18 protein-coding genes are annotated in these 17933 nt (G+C 72.6%); 12 read left to right on the top strand and 6 right to left on the bottom strand.

The window, feature by feature from the left end; translation table 11 throughout:
• Positions 1-79: 79 nt before the first annotated feature.
• Positions 80-751, top strand: coding sequence for a TetR/AcrR family transcriptional regulator (locus AB0J66_RS16545; RefSeq protein WP_364660672.1), 672 nt, complete (start codon positions 80-82; stop codon positions 749-751).
• Here the strand turns inward: AB0J66_RS16545 and AB0J66_RS16550 are convergent.
• Both AB0J66_RS16550 and AB0J66_RS16555 read right to left on the bottom strand, forming a co-directional pair.
• Positions 748-1632: an AraC family transcriptional regulator gene (locus AB0J66_RS16550; RefSeq protein WP_364660675.1), complete on the bottom strand. Its 885-nt coding sequence runs from the start codon at positions 1630-1632 to the stop codon at positions 748-750. The genes AB0J66_RS16545 and AB0J66_RS16550 overlap by 4 nt on opposite strands.
• Before the next feature lie 7 nt (positions 1633-1639).
• On the bottom strand, positions 1640-2224 hold the full coding sequence (locus tag AB0J66_RS16555; RefSeq protein WP_364660678.1) for an isochorismatase family protein: 585 nt from the start codon (positions 2222-2224) through the stop codon (positions 1640-1642).
• Positions 2225-2339: 115 nt separating this feature from the next.
• Between AB0J66_RS16555 and AB0J66_RS16560 the strand changes: the two genes are divergently transcribed.
• The 5 genes from AB0J66_RS16560 to AB0J66_RS16580 all read left to right on the top strand — a co-directional run bounded on the left by AB0J66_RS16560 (position 2340) and on the right by AB0J66_RS16580 (position 6002).
• Positions 2340-3155, top strand: coding sequence for an LD-carboxypeptidase (locus tag AB0J66_RS16560; protein ID WP_364660681.1), 816 nt, complete (start codon positions 2340-2342; stop codon positions 3153-3155).
• A 55-nt stretch (positions 3156-3210) separates the two neighbouring features.
• Positions 3211-3555 (top strand): YciI family protein, encoded by a 345-nt coding sequence (locus AB0J66_RS16565; protein WP_364660683.1) that lies wholly within the window; start codon positions 3211-3213, stop codon positions 3553-3555.
• Positions 3552-4745 (top strand): DUF6596 domain-containing protein, encoded by a 1194-nt coding sequence (locus AB0J66_RS16570; RefSeq protein WP_364660686.1) that lies wholly within the window; start codon positions 3552-3554, stop codon positions 4743-4745. Before AB0J66_RS16565 ends, AB0J66_RS16570 begins: the two co-directional genes overlap by 4 nt.
• Before the next feature lie 320 nt (positions 4746-5065).
• A complete protein-coding gene (locus AB0J66_RS16575) occupies positions 5066-5293 on the top strand; it encodes a hypothetical protein (RefSeq protein ID WP_364660688.1) in 228 nt (75 codons plus the stop codon).
• Between the two features lie 31 nt (positions 5294-5324).
• Positions 5325-6002, top strand: coding sequence for a DUF6518 family protein (locus AB0J66_RS16580; protein ID WP_364660691.1), 678 nt, complete (start codon positions 5325-5327; stop codon positions 6000-6002).
• Between the two features lie 165 nt (positions 6003-6167).
• Here AB0J66_RS16580 and AB0J66_RS16585 read toward each other — a convergent pair whose 3' ends face one another.
• Positions 6168-7346 (bottom strand): FAD-dependent monooxygenase, encoded by a 1179-nt coding sequence (locus AB0J66_RS16585; protein ID WP_364660694.1) that lies wholly within the window; start codon positions 7344-7346, stop codon positions 6168-6170.
• Between the two features lie 117 nt (positions 7347-7463).
• Here AB0J66_RS16585 and AB0J66_RS16590 point away from each other — a divergent pair, with 117 nt between their 5' ends.
• Positions 7464-8360: a TetR/AcrR family transcriptional regulator C-terminal domain-containing protein gene (locus tag AB0J66_RS16590; RefSeq protein ID WP_364660697.1), complete on the top strand. Its 897-nt coding sequence runs from the start codon at positions 7464-7466 to the stop codon at positions 8358-8360.
• Here AB0J66_RS16590 and AB0J66_RS16595 read toward each other — a convergent pair.
• Positions 8317-9195 carry a helix-turn-helix transcriptional regulator gene (locus AB0J66_RS16595; RefSeq protein WP_364660699.1) on the bottom strand — a complete coding sequence of 293 codons (879 nt, stop codon included), beginning with the start codon at positions 9193-9195 and terminating at the stop codon, positions 8317-8319. The two genes, AB0J66_RS16590 and AB0J66_RS16595, sit on opposite strands and share 44 nt — an antisense overlap.
• An 87-nt stretch (positions 9196-9282) precedes the next feature.
• On the opposite strand from AB0J66_RS16595, the gene AB0J66_RS16600 reads away from it, so the two are divergent.
• The gene (locus tag AB0J66_RS16600; protein WP_364660702.1) at positions 9283-9960 is read left to right on the top strand and encodes an SDR family NAD(P)-dependent oxidoreductase; all 678 of its coding nucleotides are present in this window, start codon (positions 9283-9285) and stop codon (positions 9958-9960) included.
• Here the strand turns inward: AB0J66_RS16600 and AB0J66_RS16605 are convergent.
• On the bottom strand, positions 9957-10850 hold the full coding sequence (locus AB0J66_RS16605) for an NADP-dependent oxidoreductase (protein ID WP_364660705.1): 894 nt from the start codon (positions 10848-10850) through the stop codon (positions 9957-9959). The two genes, AB0J66_RS16600 and AB0J66_RS16605, sit on opposite strands and share 4 nt — an antisense overlap.
• 171 nt (positions 10851-11021) lie before the next feature.
• Here AB0J66_RS16605 and AB0J66_RS16610 point away from each other — a divergent pair, with 171 nt between their 5' ends.
• Genes AB0J66_RS16610 through AB0J66_RS16620 form a run of 3 tightly spaced genes read left to right on the top strand, consistent with a single transcriptional unit; the run spans position 11022 to position 13170 of the window.
• Positions 11022-11615: a hypothetical protein gene (locus AB0J66_RS16610; protein ID WP_364660708.1), complete on the top strand. Its 594-nt coding sequence runs from the start codon at positions 11022-11024 to the stop codon at positions 11613-11615.
• Positions 11612-12247: a bifunctional 4-hydroxy-2-oxoglutarate aldolase/2-dehydro-3-deoxy-phosphogluconate aldolase gene (locus tag AB0J66_RS16615; protein WP_364660709.1), complete on the top strand. Its 636-nt coding sequence runs from the start codon at positions 11612-11614 to the stop codon at positions 12245-12247. Before AB0J66_RS16610 ends, AB0J66_RS16615 begins: the two co-directional genes overlap by 4 nt.
• Complete coding sequence (locus tag AB0J66_RS16620; protein ID WP_364660712.1) at positions 12244-13170, top strand: sugar kinase; 927 nt, start codon at positions 12244-12246, stop codon at positions 13168-13170. The genes AB0J66_RS16615 and AB0J66_RS16620 overlap by 4 nt, the downstream gene beginning before the upstream one ends.
• Before the next feature lie 127 nt (positions 13171-13297).
• On the opposite strand, the gene AB0J66_RS16625 is transcribed toward AB0J66_RS16620, so the two are convergent.
• Positions 13298-15577 carry a bifunctional diguanylate cyclase/phosphodiesterase gene (locus AB0J66_RS16625; protein WP_364660715.1) on the bottom strand — a complete coding sequence of 760 codons (2280 nt, stop codon included), beginning with the start codon at positions 15575-15577 and terminating at the stop codon, positions 13298-13300.
• A 453-nt stretch (positions 15578-16030) separates the two neighbouring features.
• On the opposite strand from AB0J66_RS16625, the gene AB0J66_RS16630 reads away from it, so the two are divergent.
• A complete protein-coding gene (locus tag AB0J66_RS16630; protein WP_364660718.1) occupies positions 16031-17920 on the top strand; it encodes an N-acetylmuramoyl-L-alanine amidase in 1890 nt (629 codons plus the stop codon).
• Positions 17921-17933: the final 13 nt, after the last annotated feature.

Consider the following 17933-nt stretch of genomic DNA (forward strand, 5'->3'; position numbering starts at 1 on the left):
ACACCGTTCGTTACGTACACTGTACGTGTAGGCTGGGCCGCGTCAAGGTGGTTGCCGTCACCGGCCGGAGGGACAAGGCATGAGCCCGCGATCGACCCGGGACCGCCCGGCGAAGGCGCCGTTGAGCGAGGAGGCGATCGTCGGCGCAGCGATCGGGATCCTGCGGTCGGAGGGCCTGGAGGCGATGTCGATGCGCCGGGTCGCGGCCGCCCTCGACACCGGGGCCGGCTCGCTCTACGTCTACTTCGCCAACCGCGAGGCCCTGATCGAGGCCGTCTTCGACCGGGTCGCCGCCACCGTCGAGCTGGAGCCGCCGAGGGCCGATCGCTGGCGCGAGCAGTTGCAAGCGGTGCTGACGCGGACCCGTGACGCGCTGGTCGCCCACCCCGGGATCACCGCGGCGGTGATGGTCGACCCACCCCGCACGTACGCGTCCATGCGCCTGCAGGAGAACCTGCTCGGTCTCCTGTTCGCCGGCGGTCTCGGCCCGCGCGACGCCGCCTGGACCGCCGACACGCTGTTCGCCCAGGTCACCCACGCCGCGGTCGAGGCCGAGACGCGTACCGCCGACCCGGCCGAGCTGGCGCGGCAGGTCTCGGCCAACTTCGCCCAGCTACCGGCCGACGAGTTCCCGCTGATCACCGCCCACGCGGCCACGATCGTCTCCGGTGACTTCGACCAGCGCTTCCACTACGCGATCGACATCGTCATCGAGGGCGCGCTGAGAAAAGCAAAGGCCGAACAGGGCTAGGCCGTACGGGAACGAAGGCGCCGCAACATGCGGGCGTCCCCGAAACCCACCGCCCGGGCCGCCGCCTCCACCGTCGTGCCGTGCCCGATCAGGTACTCGGCCCGCTCGACCCGGAGCTGCTGCTGGTAGCGCAGCGGCGTCTGCCCGGTCGCGGCCTCGAACAGCCGGGTCAGCGTCCGTTCGCTCACCCCGGCCCCGGCGGCCAGCGAGGCGAGCGGCAGGGCGGACGTGAACGACCCGTCGATCCGGTCCTGGACCCGGTGCACCACGTCGCTGAGGTGGGCCCGGTGCCGCAGCATGGCCGAGGCCTGCTGCTCGTCGCCGTTGCGGCGCGCGTAGACGACCATCTCGCGGGCCACCTGGGCCGCCACCGCCGGCCCGTGCCGTTGGGCGACCAGGTGCAGGGCCAGGTCGATCCCGCTGGCGATGCCGGCCGAGGTCACCACGCGGTCGTCGCTGACGTAGAGGACGTCGCGCACCACCGTGGCCTTCGGATGCCGCCGGGCCAGGGTCTCCTGCAGGTCGTGGTGGGTGGTGCAGCGCCGGCCGTCGAGCAGCCCGGCCAGGCCGAGGGCCGACGCGCCCGAGCAGACGCTCGCCACGGTGCCGCCGGCCCGGTGGTGGGCGGCGACCCGGGCCAGCAGGTCGGGCCCGGGCGGGTCGAAGCCGTCCCGCCAGCCCGGCACCAGCACCAGGTCGTCCGGGGTCAGGGCGGGCCATGTGACGTCGGCCGACAGCCGCACGCCCTGCCAGCTCGGCACCGACGGCGCCGAGGCCACGTAGAACAGCGAGTAGCCGGGCGCGGTGGTGAAGACCTGGGCCGGGCCGGCGAGATCGAGCAGGTGCAGCCGCGGCGTCAGGACGAAGACGACGCGCTGCACGATCTGGTCACTCCCCCAGGTAGTCGTCGACCGTCCGCACGGTGGCGAACCGGCCGGCCAGGGCGTACTCGGTGCGGGCGACCACGTCCGCCGCCGCCAGCGTACGCGGATCGGCCAGCAGCTCCTCGACGGTCTGGTCGGCCGGCGCCGTCCAGTGCGGGATCGGGAACGTGCCCGTGGCGTCGGTCAGGTAGGTGACCTCGTAGCCGAAGTCGGAGGCGACCCGGGCCGTGGTCTCCACGCACTGCTCGGTACGCAGCCCGGTCACCGCCACCGAGGTCACCCCGGCCGCGGTCAGCCGCTGCTGCAGGTTGGTCGTGGTGAAGGCGTTGTGCGAGGTCTTGGTCACGACCGCCTCGTCCTTGGCCGGCACCAGCTCGGCGACCACCCGGACGTGCCCGTTCTCCGGGTCGAAGAGCCCGCCCGTGCCCGGCTCGGCGTGCAGCACCCAGACGACCTTGTCGCCGGCCGCCCGCGCCGCCTCGACCAGCCGCCGCACGTTGTCGATCAGAGCAGGGTTGTTCAGCGTCGCCCACAGCGGCCGCTGCCGGAACGATTCCTGTACGTCGATCACCAGAAGCGCGTTCGTCATGCCTTGATTTTTCGCGCCCGGCCGCCCGCCGGTAAGGCACGTTCCCGTCCCGAGGCGGAACGATACGGCCAAACGGAGCCCCTGAGGACGGCCCGGCAGGCGCGATAATGCCCAGGTGGCGCTTGCATACAACGAGGTCGATGTCGTCCGCCCGCCGAGGCTGCGGCCGGGCGACGAGGTGCGCGTGGTGGCGCTCGGCGGCGGCGAACCGGACGAAGGAATCAGGGCGCGGCTGGAGAGCCTCGGCCTGCGCGTCAGCGTCGGCGCCTACACGACCGACGAGATCGAGGCGGTCAACCGGGCGCTGCGCGACCCCGGCGTCCGGGCGATCGTCGCCGCCCCCGGCGGCGAGTGGGCCCACCGCGTCGTCGACCGGCTCGACTTCGGCACCGCCTCGGCCTACCCGAAGCTGCTCATCGCCGGCGCCGGCCACACGATCGTGCACCTGGCCCTGTGGGAGCGTTCCGGCCTGGCCGGCCTGCGCGGCGATCCGGCCGGCGCGTTCAGCACCGACCCTGTGGTCGTCGCCGCCGATCCCAAGGCGCCGACCGGCGAGCTGACCACCACCGGCCGCTGCCAGGGTGTGCTCCTCGGCGGCGACCAGGACCAGGTGGCCGCGGCCGCGGGCTGGATGCTGCCCAGCCTGAGCGGGGCGATCCTGCTGCTCGAGGGCCACGGCCCGCACCACACGCACGTCGACCGTCAGCTCACCATGCTGCGCCACGCGGGACGGCTCGACGGCCTGCGCGGCGTGGCGGTCGGCCGGTTCACCGACGGCGGCCCCCGGATGCTGGAGGTCCTGCACGACCGGCTCGGCGCTCTGGGCGTACCGCTGCTCGGGGGTCTGGCCCTTGACGACCTGCCGATCGGCACCATGGCCGAGCTGGACGCGGACGCCGGAACCCTGACCGTGGACGCGGCTGTTTCGTGAGACTGTCGATTTCGCGGTGGTGCGGTTCGTCGGGGTGGCAAAGAGAGGAACCGACATGGCGAAGTACACCTTGCTCATCTACGGCGACCCGGCCCAGTGGGAGGCGATGACTCCCGAGCAGTGGAAGGACCACGACCGGGCCCACGAGGAGTTTCGGACCACCGCCGGCCCCCGCGTCGTCGGCGGCGAGCAGCTGGAGTTCCCGGCCTCGGCCACCACCCTGCGCGGCCCGGGCGTCACCACCGACGGGCCGTACCCGGAGACCAAGGAGGTCCTGGGCGGCTTTTATCTCGTCGAGGCGAACGACCTGGACGAGGTGCTGGCCCTGACGGCGCTGCTGCCCGAGGTGCACGCCGAGCACGGTGGCGTCGAGATCCGGCCGGTGATCGAGCACCCGTGACCGACATCGGTGCCGCCCTCGACGAGGCGCACCGCCGCGACTGGGCCCAGGTCCTGGCCACCACCGCCCAGGTGACCCGGGATCTGGACCTGGCCGAGGAGTGCACCCAGGACGCGTACGCCCAGGCCCTGCGCAGTTGGCCGCGCAGCGGCATCCCCGAACGGCCCGGCGCGTGGCTGACCCAGGCCGCCCGTCACCGCGCCCTGGACGTGCTGCGCCGCGAGGCCGCCTTCCGCCGCCGCCTCCCGCTCCTGGTCATCGACTCTTCTCAAGAAAGCGACCTCCTCCAGCTGATCTTCACGTGCTGCCACCCGGCGCTCGCCCGGGAGGCGCAGGTCGCGCTGACCGCCCGCCTGGTCTGCGGCCTGTCCACGGCCGAGATCGCCCGCGCCTTCCTCGTGCCCGAGCCGACCATGGCCGCCCGCCTCACCCGGGCCAAGAAGAAGATCGCCACCGCCCGCATCCCGTACCGGGTGCCCGCCGACGATCAGCTGGCCGAACGGCTCGGCCCGGTCCTCGATGTGATCCACCTGCTCTTCACGACCGGGCACACCGCGCCCGCCGGCCCGTCGCTGATCCGCCACGACCTGGTCACCGCGGCCATCGACCTCGCCCGCACGCTGCATCTGCTGATGCCGCGCACCGCCCCGGTGGCCGCCCTGCTGGCCCTGCTGCTGATCACGGACGCGCGTACCGCCAGCCGGGTCTCGGCCGAAGGCCGCCTGCTCCTCCTGCCCGAGCAGGACCGCTCGCTCTGGGACCGCCAGCAGATCGCCGAGGGCACCGCCCTGCTCACCGCCGCCCTGCGCCGGCACCCGCCGACCCGCTACGCCGTCGAGGCCGCCATCGCCGCCGTCCACGCCGAGGCCCCGACCTGGGCCGCCACCGACTGGACCGAGATCACCGGCCTCTACGACGTGTTGCTGCGCCTCTGCCCCGGCTCCCCGGTGGTCGCCCTCAACCGCGCCGTCGCCCTCAGCTTCCGCGACGGCCCCGCGGCCGGCTTGGCCGCCCTCACCCCGCTACTCGCCGATCCTTCATTAGCGACATATCCGTATTTGTCGGCGGCCCGCGCGGATTTCCTCCGCCGCCTGGGCCGCCACACCGAGGCGACCGCCGCCTACGAGGAGGCCCTCACCCTGACCGACAACGAGACCGAGCGTGCGTTTCTCAAGAGGCAACTGCCGTAGGTACGCCTCCACGCTCCACCGCCCGCATGAGGCGGCACCCGGCGAAGCACAGCCCCGCCCCTGCGGCGCGTCCTCCGTCGCGGTCACGGCCGCCCGGCGCCTTTCGCATGGGGCGGTGGCCCAGCTCACCCCTCACCCTCCGCCCCGCCGCTCGCCCTCACCTCTCCCTTCGCCCGGCGCCACGCCGCTCACCCCCTCACCCGCCGACCACCGAACGTGTGGCGGTGACCACAACTCGACCCTCTCAGCCCGCTGGCCACCGGTCCGATAGTTGGTGTACAAATAGTTGGCGTGGCAACGATTGGGAGGGCGTGAAGGACATGGCGAAGAACGCTGACGGCCGCGGCCGCGTCAAGCAGTGGTTCCACGACACCTTCGACGACTGGTTCTTCCGCTCCATGATCGGCCCCGCTCAGACCCGCAACGCCGTTCAAGGCTGCGACGAGGGCGCCCGTGAGCAGTGGAAGCGCGACCTCGAGAACCGCAAGCGCTACACCCGCGAGCAGCGCGAACGCAAGCGCCTGGAGCGCGAGGCCACCCGCTCCTGACCGTCCCACGGTGGTCGGCCAAGATGATCAAATGCCGGTCCCCGCACGATCTCTCGGTAAGAGTCTGGCCATAGCATCGGCCGCCGGTCTCGTGGTCGGCGTCCTGACGCTGGGCGGCCAGGCCCTGCCCGGCTATGTCTTCCGGCACATCACCGAGTCCTCCGCGGTCAAGGCCGTCACCGACGTCGTCGCCCAGCTGAGCAACTCCGGCGCCACCTGGTCGGCGATCGCCTTCCTGATCGTGGCCGCCCTGAGCCTGACCCGGTGGGCGGCCGCGCTAGGCGGTTTCCTGACCCTGGCCGGCGCCACCGTCGGCTACTACGCGGCCGCCACCATCTTTCTCCACGACGACCTGAGCTCGACCGCCCTGCGCGGCCCGCTCATCTGGGCCGCCATCGCCGTGGTCGCCGGCCCCCTCTTCGGCCTGGCCGCCGCGATCTGGCGTCATGGCCCGACCCGGCTGCGCCCATGGGCCCTGGCCACCCCCAGCGCCCTCTTCATCGCCGAGGGCCTCTACAACGCGATCATCCTGCACTACTGGACCGAGAGCGCCGTCGCCGTCATCATCGGCCTCCTGCTGGTCATCGGCCTCGCCCGCACTTCCACCGAACGCCGCGCCGCCCTGATCCGCCTGCTGCCCACCCTGGCCGCCATCGGTTCCGCCTTCGCCGCCGCCGTCCTCATCACCGACGCCGCCTTCAGAGCCTGACCCGCCGCCCCGCCGCACACCTTCCAGAGCGGCCCCGCCGCACGCCTCGCGGGGAGCCGTCGCTGCCGCGCGCCTCCCGGCCGCTGTCCCCCGGCCGCACGCCTGCCCGGGGCCGCACCCGCGCACTCCTCCCGGACGGCTCCACCCCGCGCAATCTCCCGGGGTTCACCGGGCTGCCAAGTCGTAATCCTTCAGCGTGATCGCGTCCGCCTTGCCGAACTGTTTGGCCAGCATCTGTTTCATCGGCCAGCGGGACATCGAGCGCATCGACGCCGCGCGGGCGCGGATCATCAGGCGGCTTTTCGGCGCGTAGGCGTGGATCCCGCCCGGCGGCAACTGCATGCCTTCCTTCACATACGACGCCATTCCGCTCTGATAGGCCTCGAACGCCGCCGCCGGGTCCGGACGGGTGGCCAGCTCGCCGGCCAGCACGTAGGCGCCGACGATGCTCATGCTGGTGCCGAGCCCGGCCAGGGGCGAGCCGCAGTAGCCGGCGTCGCCGAGCAGGACGGTCCGGCCGCGGGACCACCGGTCGACGTGCACCTGGTCGACCGAGTCGAAGTAGAAGTCCTCGGCGTCCGGCATCGCGGCCAGCAGCGACGGCACCTTCCAGCCCGCACCGGCCAGGTTCCGGGCGATCAGGCCCAGCTGTTCGGGCCGGCTCAGCCGCCCGTACCGCTTCGAGGTCACGAAATTCAGCCCGGCCATGGCCCGGCCGTCGCGGGTCGGCCGGACCAGGACGACCCGGCCGCCGGGGGCGTTGTACATGTGCGCCCAGTGGTCGAGGTCGCCCATGTCCGGCACGGTGAACAGCGCGCCGTAGCAGCCGAGCGGCCGTACGAACCGGTCCTGCGGGCCGAAGGACAGGGCCCGCACCCCGGAGTGGACACCGTCCGCGCCCACGACCACGTCGTACTGCGAAGTGCCGCCGCTCTGGAACGTCACCCGCCCGTCCGGGGTCAGCGCGGTGATCCGGTCGCCGAAGCGGTAGTCGGCCATCGTGGCCGTCGCCTCGATGAGCACGCGGCTGAGGTCACCGCGGGCGATCTCGATCTCGGCCACGATGCCTTCGCCGCCGAACAGGTCGGCCGGCATCTCGGCCAGCCGCCGGCCGCGCTTGTCGACGAGCGCGATGCCGCGTTCGTCGACCTGTTCGGCCCGGATCGCCGCGGTCAGGCCCATCCGGTCGACCACGCCCTTGGCCACGCCGCGGATGTCGACCGCGTGGCCACCCGGCCGCATCCCCGGCGCTTTCTCGACGATGGTGACGTCGGCCCCGGCTCGATGCAGCCAGAACGCCAGGGCCGGCCCGGCGATGCCGGCGCCCGAGATGAGTACGCGCATGTCCCCGCTCCCTCTGCGTACGGTGTACGTTTGTGTACTAGCCAGAGCGTAGGAAGCGGATCGCTGAGGCGGCAACGTGTACTAGTACGGCGGGCCGCATTACCCGGAGGTGTACTAGTGCATCCGTACCGCCGGATCGTGGAAGAAGTGCGCCGCCGGATCACCTCCGGAGAGCTGCGGCCGGGCGACCGCGTGCCCTCGGCCCGGGCCATCACCCAGGAGTGGGGCGTCGCGATCGCCACCGCGACCCGAGCCCACGCGGCGCTGCGCGAGGAGGGCCTGACCGTCGCCCGCCCCGGTGTGGGCACCGTCGTCGCCGGGCCGGCGCCGCGCCACGAGCACGAGCTGACCCGGGACCGGATCGTCGCCACGGCCATCGAGGTGGCCGACCGGCACGGCATGGCCGAGTTGACCATGCGCCGGCTCGCCACCGAGCTCGGCGCGGCCACCATGTCGCTCTACCGCTACGTGCCGAGCCGGGACGAGCTGGTGGTCGCGATGATCGACAAGGCGCTGGGCGAGATCCGGCTGCCGCGGCGCCACCCCGGCGGCTGGCGGCCGGCCCTCGAGCTGGCCGCCCGACAGGAGTGGCTCGTCTTCCAGCGCCATCCGTGGCTCGGGTCCTCGATGTCGATCACGCGGCCGCAGCTCGCGCCCAACGGCGTACGGCTCAGTGAATGGGTCCTGGCCTCTTTCGACGACACCGGGCTCAATCTCGAAGAGCGGATGTACGCGCAGATCGTGCTGTTCACCTTCGTGCGCGGGGTGGCCAGCGCGCTGGAGCCCGAGGCGGAGGCGATCCGCGAGACCGGCCTGACCAACGAGCAGTGGATGGAGACCCAGGAGACGACGCTGTCCGAGCTCATGGACACCAACGGCATGAGCCACTTCCAGCAGCTCACCGAGGACGGCTTAGACTTCGGGCTCGACCTGGTCTTCGAGTTCGGTCTGGCGCGGCTGCTCGACGGCCTCAGCCTGCTGGTCGAGGCTCGGGGCGGAGGGGCGCGAGGCTGAGGGGCTCGAGGCTGATCGCGGCCAGCCGCAGCTTCGTCTCGTCCTCGCTGCCGGGCTCGGCCGTCAGGATGACGATCTTCAGCTCGGCATCTCCGTCGGTCAGGGTGTCGCAGTCGACGGTGATCGGCCCGACCGACGGATGCTCGACCACCTTGCGGTCCTCCCGGTGCGCGCCGACCGCCCCGGCCGCCCACAGCTCGGCGAAGCGCCCGTTGCCCTCACGCAGCTCGCGGACGAGCGCGGCCAGGCGCCGGTCGCCCGGGAAGCGGCCGGTGGCCCGCCGCAGGTCGGAGACGATGGCGGCGCTGGTGCCGTGGGGATCCTGAGTGGCGACCGGCCAGCGGGACAGGGCGGGGCCGTCGCCGTCGACCGGGAAGTTGTCGCGGGCGAAGTTGCGCCGGGCCGGCGGCGCGGCCGACGGGTCGCCGAGCAGCCCGGCCCAGCTCCTGTTCCACCACAGCAGCTGCCAGTCGGCGGCGAAGACGGCGGCCGCCGCGTCACCGAGCCGGGTCACCACCCGCTGCACGCCGGGCGGAATGTGATCGGCGATCCGGTCGTCGGCCGGCGGGGTGAGACCGGCCAGCCGGAACAGGTGGTCGCGCTCGGCCGGCGTGAGCTGCAGGGCCCGGGCCAGCGCGGCCGTGACCTGCGCGGACGGCGTGCTGGCGCGGCCCTGCTCGAGCCGCACGACGTAGTCGACCGACACGCCGGCCAGCTCGGCCAGCTCCTCGCGCCGCAGCCCGGCCGTCCGCCGCCCGTGCCGGGCCGGCAGCCCGGTCGCGGCCGGTGACAGCCGATCGCGCCAGGCCCGGATCGTGGTGCCGAGACTCGTCATGCCCCCGATTGTTCCGCGCTCGGCCGCCCCGAGGGTGGTACTGGCTTTCTCTGGCAGCTCCCCCGCCCGCGGCCAACGATGAACGGCATGACGATCACCTTCATCACCGGCGCCAACAAGGGCCTCGGCCACGAAACCGCCCGCCGCCTGCTCGCCCTCGGCCACACCGTGATCCTCGGCGCCCGCAACCCGGCCCTCGGCACCGCGGCCGCCCAAGCCCTCGGCGCCCGCTTCGTCCCGATCGACGTCACCGACGACGCCTCGGTCGCCGCCGCTGCCGCCGACATCGAGCAGCACGAGGGCCACATCGACGTGCTGATCAACAACGCCGGCATCCACGGTCCGATGGGGGTGCCCTCCGCGGCCGACACGCTCGACGTCCTCGACGTCAACGTGGTCGGGGCCGTCCGCACGACCACGGCCTTCCTGCCCCTGCTGCGCCGCTCCGCCGACCCGGTCATCATCAACGTCAGCAGTGGCATGGGCTCCCTGGAGCTCACCAACGACCCGGCGCGCCCCGAGTCGCACGTCATCGCGCCCGCCTACACCGCTTCGAAGGCCGCCCTGACCATGCTGACCAACCAGTACGCCAAGGCCCTGCCGGACGTACGCGTCAACGCCGCCGACCCCGGTTACACGGCCACCGACTTCAACGGCCACTCCGGCCCGCAGACCGTCACCGAGGGCACGGACGCCGTCGTCGCCCTGGCCACCGAGGGCCCCGGCCACCCCTCCGGCCGCTTCCTCGACCGCCACGCCCTCTAGAGGATCAGCACGACCTTGCCGTTGCTGTGGCGCGACTCGACGGCGGCGTGGGCGGCGGCGATCTCCGCGAGCGGGAACGGGCGGACCTGCATCGTCAGCTTGCCCTCGGCGGCCAGGCCGACGACGGCGGCCAGGCGCCGAGGGTCACGCCCGGCCCGCACCACCCGAGCGCCGATGTCAGCCGCGGCCTTGTCGTCGGCGATGGTGCCGATCCGGTCGACCGGGATGCCGAGCGACGCCGACTGGGCCAGGGTCTCGCCGCCGGCGGTGTCCAGCGCTACGGTCGGCTCCAGGCCGAGCGCTCGGACAATCGCGACCAGCCCGGGGCCGTACGCCACGGGTACGGCGCCGATCTCGCGCAACCACGCATGGTTGCCCGGGCTCGCGGTGCCGATCACGGTGGCGCCGGCGAGGCGGGCGAGCTGGGTGGCGACGGTGCCCACGCTGCCCGAGGCGCCGTGCACCAGCAGGACGTCCCCGGCGGCGACCCCCAGCTCCAGCAACGACCCGCTCGCGGTCTGCGCGGCGGCCACCAGCGCGGCCGCCGTCGGGAAGTCCAGCGGGTTGGGCACCACGTCGGCGGCGGGGACGACCACGTGATCCGCGACGGCGTTGAGCATCGTGGAGCCGAGGACGGCGTCCCCCACCGCGATGCCCTCGACGCCCTCACCGACCTGGTCGACCACACCCGCGTACTCCTGCCCGATGGTCTGCGGGAACGTGACCTTGGCCCAGGGCATCCGCCCGAGCCGGACCGCCACGTCGAACGGCTGGACCCCGGCCGCACGGACCCGTACCCGCACCTGCCCCGGCCCCGCGACCGGATCGGGGAGCTCGGCCAGCCGGAGCACGGACGGCGGACCGAACTGATCGAAGACGACGGCTCTCATGCACCGACTCTGCAAGCTCAACGCAGGTTGAAGTCAAGAGCGCGACGAAGCGTCACGGGCCATCGACGCAGCGCTGTCCCGGATGGCCGGATAGGTGGTCATTGGTCGCCGCCCGGTCACGATCCCCGGGCGCGCCGCGCCGCCCGGGCGCGGCGTCGATACCGTTAGCGCGTGTCTGAGATCCCGTGGTGGGGGCTGCCCCTCATCGCCGCCGTGTTCGCCCTGGCCGGAGCCGCCACCGTCCAGCTCGTGACCGCCCGCAGCAGCTACCTGCGCAGTCGCCGCCGGCGTACCCGCCGGTGGTACGAGGAGCGCAAGGCGGCCTACGTCGCCCTGCTCGCCGTCTTCGAGCGGGACACGTACGCGCTGCGCACCGCCTACGACGCCGGCACCAAGCCGGCGTCGCCGCTGGTCTACGTCGACGAGGTCGGCCCGGCCCTCATGCAGGTGCGGCTGCTCGCCTCGGGGCCGGTGCGCAGCGCCGCCCTGGCCGTGCACGTCCTTTTGCAGCAATTGCACGGCGAGATGAACCCGGCCGCCGTCTCCGGGGTCCAGCCGCAGACCCACTTCCGGGAGCTGCTCACCCAGGTGCCGCTGGTCATGCAGCAGTTCGAGGCCGCGATCCGGGAGGAGCTGCGGATCGAGGCCACCCCGCCGGCGGAGAACGAGTCGCTCAACGGCCGCGCGCGATCACTGCTGCGACGCCAACCACAAACGCCACCCCTAGAGGGTTCCGCCGATGTCCGGCAGGATCTACAGGCGTGACCGATAGGAGCGAGACCACCGCCGCCGTCATCCGCAGCGGGATCGTGGCGATCCTGCGCGCGCCCACCGCCGACTACTTCTCCGCCGTGGCCGAGGTGCTGGTCGATTCCGGCATCACCGCCATGGAGGTCACGCTGACCTCGCGCGGGGCCGTCGAGGCCATCGCCGGCCTGCGGCGCCAGCTGCCCTCGTCGGTCGCGATCGGCGCCGGCACCGTGCTGACCGCCGACGACGCGAAGGCGGCGGTCGGGGCCGGCGCCGAGTTCCTCGTCTCCCCCGTGATCGACGCCGAGCTCGTGGCCGGCTCCGAGGTCCCGTTCTACCCGGGCACCAGCACCCCCACGGAGATGTACGCGGCCTACCGCGCCGGCGCCGAACTGGTGAAACTGTTCCCCGCGGCCGGCCTCGGACCGTCCTACCTGCGCGACGTCCGCGGCCCGCTGCCGCAGATCCCGGTCATGCCGACCGGCGGCATCAAGATCGAGGACATCGCGGACTGGCTGTTCGCCGGGGCCAAAGCGGTCGGCGTGGGCTCCCCGCTGGTCGGCGACGCCGCGACCGGCGGCAACCTGCGGGCGCTGGCCTCCCGTGCCCGGCATGCGGTGAGCGCGGTCGCGTTCGCCCGCTCATGAGCGGGCTCTTCACCTTCGGCGAGACCATGGGGCTGGTCGCGGCCGACGGCATCGGCCCGTTGACGTACGCCAAGAGTTTCTCCTTCGGCATCGGCGGGGCCGAGAGCAATGTGGCGGTCGGCGTGGCCCGGCTCGGCGGCGAGGCCACCTGGCTGGGCCGGGTCGGGCCGGACGCGACGGGCGCGCTGATCACCGAGCGTCTGACGGCCGCGGGCGTACGGACCCTGGCCGTCACCGACGAGTCGTTCACCGGCCTCATGGTCCGGCACAAGCGGTCGGCCCAGTTCGCCCAGGTCGACTATCACCGGGCCGGCAGCGCCGGCTCCCGCCTGTCCCCGGCCGACGTGCCCACGGCCGAGCTCACCGCGGCCGGCGTCCTCCACGTCACCGGCATCACGCCCGCGCTGAGCGAGACGGCCCGGGCCGCGGTCTTCCAGTCGGTCGAGACGGCCCGCGCGGCCGGTGTCCCGGTGTCGGTCGACGTCAACTACCGCTCCAAGCTGTGGAGCCGCTTCGACGCCGCCCCGGTGCTGCGTGACCTGGTCTCCCGGGCCGACGTGGTCTTCGCCTCGCCCGAGGAGGCCGAGCTGTTCGTCGGCCCCGACGACGTGCTGGGTGCCCTGGCCAAGCTGGGCCCGGCCGAGGTGATCGTCAAGGACGGCGCCCGCGGCTGCCGGGCCCTGATCGACGGCGAGCGCCACGAGCTGCCGGTCCTGCCGGTGACCGTGGTCGACCCGGTCGGCGCGGGCGACGCCTTCGTCGCCGGCTACCTGGCCGACCGGCTGGCCGGCGCCCCGGCCGCCACCCGCCTGACCACCGCCATCGCCGCCGGCGCCTTCGCCGTCTCCGTCCCCGGCGACTGCGAGGGCGCGCCGACCCGGGCCGAGCTGGCGGCCTTGACCGGCGACGACGTGCATCGCTGAGACGCAGGCGGGTAGTCCACCCGCATGCGCATCGGAAACACGCAGGTCAGGTTTCTGGGCGGCCCGCTCGGCTGCCTCGGCATGATCCTCTTCTCGGTCCTCGCCTCGATCCTGCTGACGGTCCTGCTCAACGTCGTGCTGTGACCTCTTGCGGGCGGATCCAATGGGTGAGGTTCTCGGGGCGGTCGGCCTTGCCGTAGTACCAGCCCTGAATCAGATCGCAGCCCTGCCGGTGCAGCCAGTCGCGCTGAGCCTCGGTCTCGACGCCCTCGGCGACGACCCGGTGGCCCATGGCGTGGGTCATGGCGAGCACGGCCCGGACGATCGGCTCGTCGCCGCCGTCCTCGCCGATGCGATTCACGAAGGCTCGGTCGATCTTCACGATGCCGACCGGGAGGCGGTGCAGGTAGCTCAGTGACGAGTAGCCGGTGCCGAAGTCGTCGATGCACAGCACCGCGCCCAGCGAGCGCAACGCGTTCAGCGTGAGCAGGGCAGTCTCGATGTCCTCCATGACGCCGGACTCGGTGATCTCGAGCCAGAGGCAGGAGGGCTCGATGCCGGTCTCGCGCAGCAGGTCGTCGACGATGTTGACCAGCGAGCCGTCGCGGAGCTGGCGGACCGCCACGTTGACCGAGACGTGCAGCGGGCGGTCACCCGGGCGGCGCATGGCCTGCCACGCCTGGAGCTGGCGGACCGACTCGCCGAGCAGCCACGCGCCCATCTCCACGATCATGCCGGTCTCCTCGGCGATCGGGATGAACTCGTCCGGGCGGACGTGGCCGTGCTCGGCCGAGTGCCAGCGCATCAGCGCCTCGAAACCGTCCAGCTCGCCGGTCGCCACGTCGACGATGGGCTGGAAGTGCACGGCGAGCTCGCCCCGCTCGGCCGCACCGCGCAGCGACTGCTCGAGCTTGACCCGGTCGCGGACCTGCTCGCGCAGCGACGTGTCGAACAACGCCACCGCGTTGCGGCCCGAGCCCTTGGCCTTGTACATGGCGGTGTCGGCGTCCCGGATCAGCTCCAGGGCGTGGGCGCCGCCGTGCGACTTGGCCACGCCGATCGAGGCCGAGATGACCACCTCGCCCACCGACAGCTTGAACGGCCGGGCCAGCTCGACCAGCAGGCGCTCGGCCAGCGAGTCGGCCAGGCGCAGGTGGGACGGGCTGGCCAGGGCGATGACGAACTCGTCGCCGCCGTTGCGGGCCACGATGTCCTGCGTACGGACCTGAGCGCTGAGCCGGCCGGCCACCTCGAGCAGCAGCTCGTCGCCGACCTCGTGCCCCCAGTGGTCGTTGATCATCTTGAACCGGTCGAGGTCGAGGAAGAGCAGGCTGATCTCCAGCCCCTCCTGCTCGGCCCGGTCGGCCCAGCTCGCCACGGTCTCGGCCAGCAGCTCGCGGTTGGGCAGGTCGGTCAGGGCATCGTGGGTGGCCCGGCGGCGGTTGGCCAGCTCGGCCCGTACGCGGGAGTTGTTGGAGCGGACCACTCGCACGAGCACGGCCAGCACGACGAGCGCGCACAACAGCGCCCGGACCACGTTGTTGGTGACACTGCCGAGCGGCATCATCGTGGCCACCACGGTCGGCACGACCATCACGAACGCGATCACGACGAGCCGGGTCCGGCTGAGGTCGCGGATGACGATCGCCTGCGGCTGCGTGAGCGTACGCATCGACGGATGCACCGCGGCCGCCGGCAGCGCCACGAACATGACCGCGAAGAGCAGGTCGATCACGTGCTGGGACACGGTGACCATCTCGGCGTCGCGCAGCGTGAAGAGCAGATCGGCCCCGAACATCGCGGTCGCGGCGACCACGAGCAGCCACAGCGCCGGCTGGCGGGCCCCGCCGGCCAGCATGAGCTGGGCCACCAGCACCAGCAGGACCACGTCGACGATCGGGAAGAACGCGTCGACCACCCGCACGACCGTCATGCCCGACCCGTCGACCGCCGGCGCGATCACGAAGGTCCAGGTCAGGAACGCGCCGGCCAGCCCGACGAGCAGGGCGTCGATCCGGGCCGGGTCGTCCTCGGCCGCCCGCCGTCGCCGCAGCATGCCGGCGAAGGCGGCGCCCAGGAACAGGTAGGCCGGCACCACGAACGCGTTGGGGATCAGCGCCATCGTGGTCGGCGGGGTGGCCATCGTGCTCGGCACGGCCGCGCGGATCACGCTGGCGATCACGAACAGGTAGCCGGCGTAGCGGATGTGGCACCACGGCGTGCGCTGCTCGGCCGGAAGGTAGCGGCCGGGCCCGAGGTGCAGCGCGACCAGACCCTGCACCATGATCAGCGCGGTCACCGGGGCCTGGACCCAGACCGGCCCGACGGCCAGGACCACCAGCAGCAGTACGCCGACCGCGAGGTGCACGCGGGCGGCGGCGGGGCCGAGGCTGCGGGCATTGGTCATGCCCACCCCTATCGGCCAGAGCACCTCGGTTGTAAAGCAGGTGTGACCCACGGCCTGTTCGGACAATTCGGCCCGGTAGACGGGGGATAAGACCGGCTTTTCCGGACGAGCCGACCAAGGAACGGCAGGGTGTCTCATGGCCGATGAACCAGCACCACAGGGGGACAAGTGCACCGGAATCGGACGAAGACCCGAGCAGCAACAGCCCTGCTCACGCTAGTCGCAGGCGCGCTGACCTTGCCCAGGCAGGCAGACGCCGAACCACCTCTCACGCCGAGCGCGGCAGGCACCGAACGGAAGACCGCGCCCAGCGCAGCCGGCGCCAAATCGAAGACCGTGCTCATCCCGGGCGATATCGAGGGACGGATCGCGCCAGGCGCGGCGGCACCGGCGTTTCAGACGGTCCAGCTGGGTGGGCCGAGCGTCGAGCGCCCGCGGACCTCACCGTTCAGCATGATCGGTGTCACCTGGGCCGACCCGTCGGCCCGCCTCGACGGCGCGATCCGCGTGCGGACCCGCGCCACCGCCACCGGCCGCTGGTCACCTTGGCAGACCTTGGAGTCCGACGGCGGCTCCCCGGCCGACCACCGCGGCGCCACCGACCCGCTCTGGGTGGGCCCCTCGAACGGCCTGGAGGCCCGAGCGCTCGGCGACCACCTCCCGGCCGACCTCCGAGTGGACCTGATCAACCCGGACACTCAACGGCCCACGCCGAACAAGTCCGATAAATCGGGTCCGGGGGCTGCCGCGCAGAGCGCGGGCGCGAGCGGCGCGGATGCGCGAGGCGCGCAAGCGCGGTGGGTTGAGAGCGGCCGCGTTCTCGCCGGGCGGGCTGCGGTGACACTGCCGGTGCGGCCGGTGCCGCGGATGGTGACGCGGGCTCAGTGGGGGGCCAACGAGGCGATTGTGCGGGGCGCGCCTGAGTACACCGGGGCCATCCAGGAATTCTTTGTGCACCACACGGCTACCGGGAACAGCTACAGCTGCTCGCAGTCGGCGTCCATCATTCGCGGGATCCAGGCGTATCACGTGCGCAGCCGGGGGTGGGACGACATCGGCTACAACTTCCTGGTCGACAAGTGCGGGACGCTCTACGAGGGGCGTGGCGGGGGCGTTCAGATGCCGGTGCTGGGTGCGCACACCATGGGCTTCAACACCGACGCGAGCGCTATCGCGGCGATCGGGACGTACGGCGGGGCGGGTGTCTCGGCCGCTGTGCGGCGGGCGATCGGGACTGTGGCCTCGTACAAGCTTGGCGCGGCCGGCAATCCGCCGGCCGGGCGGGTCGTGCTCACCTCGGGGGGCAGCAACCGCTACCCGAAGGGGGCCAAGGTGGAGATGTGGCGGATCTCCGGGCATCGGGACGCCGGGCGTACGGACTGCCCGGGTGACGGGCTCTATCGCCAGTTGCCGGCGATCCGGGCCGTCGCGGGGGGCGCCCCGGCCGGGTTCCGGCTGCTCAGCATGGGGGGCACTTGGCCGTACGCGGGCATGTGGTTCACCAAGGGCACCATCACCCCGAGATGGGACACCCGGACGGCGAGCGCGCTCATCAACCGGTTCGAGGTCTACGTCGACGGGGTGCTGGCCGCGGCCGTGCCGGGCACGCACCGGACGACCTCGGTGACTGTCGCGCCGGGTAAGCACACGGTCTCGATCCGGGCCCTGCACCTGTCGGGCCGGGTCGCCGGGATCGCCACCACGGTGATGGCCGACGCGCTGGCGCCGGTCTTCGACAAGGAGCCGGATCTGGTGCTGCGCCCGGGCACGGTCGGCGCCACCGTGCCGGTCCGGCTCGACTGGAAGGCCACCGACCCGGGTGGCCTGATCTACGTCGGGTTGACCCGGCCGGCCGTCATGAACCTGCTGACCACCACGACGAGCCGGGACTTCGCGATCAAGCCCGGGCAGCCGGCCACGTACGCGATCGTCGCGGGCGACCGGGCGCGGAATGTCGTGAACGCCTCGGTGACGCGTACCCCCGTGGTCCTCTCGGAGGCCGCGTCACAACGGACCGGGACGTGGCGTCTCCTCAGCAACCCGGCCTATCTGGGCGGAACCGCGCTCGGCGCGGCGACGGCCGGCAGCAGCGCGAGCTGGACCTTCAGTGGCAGCTCGGCCGCGGTCGCGTTCAGCCGGGGCCCGAAGGCGGGCAAGGTCCGGATCTTCGTGGACGGCCAGGCCCAGGGCACGGTCGACCTCAAGGCGACCGGGCCGCTCAACCGGCAGACCGTCTGGTCGCGCTGGTGGGCCGAGAGCGGCGAGCACACCGTACGGGTCGAGGTCGAAGGCACCGAGGGACGCCCGGGCGTGGCGGTCGACGGCCTGGTGTACCTGAAGTGACCACCGGCGGAGG

Source organism: Actinoplanes sp. NPDC049598 (assembly GCF_040675435.1).
GTDB lineage: Bacteria > Actinomycetota > Actinomycetes > Mycobacteriales > Micromonosporaceae > Actinoplanes.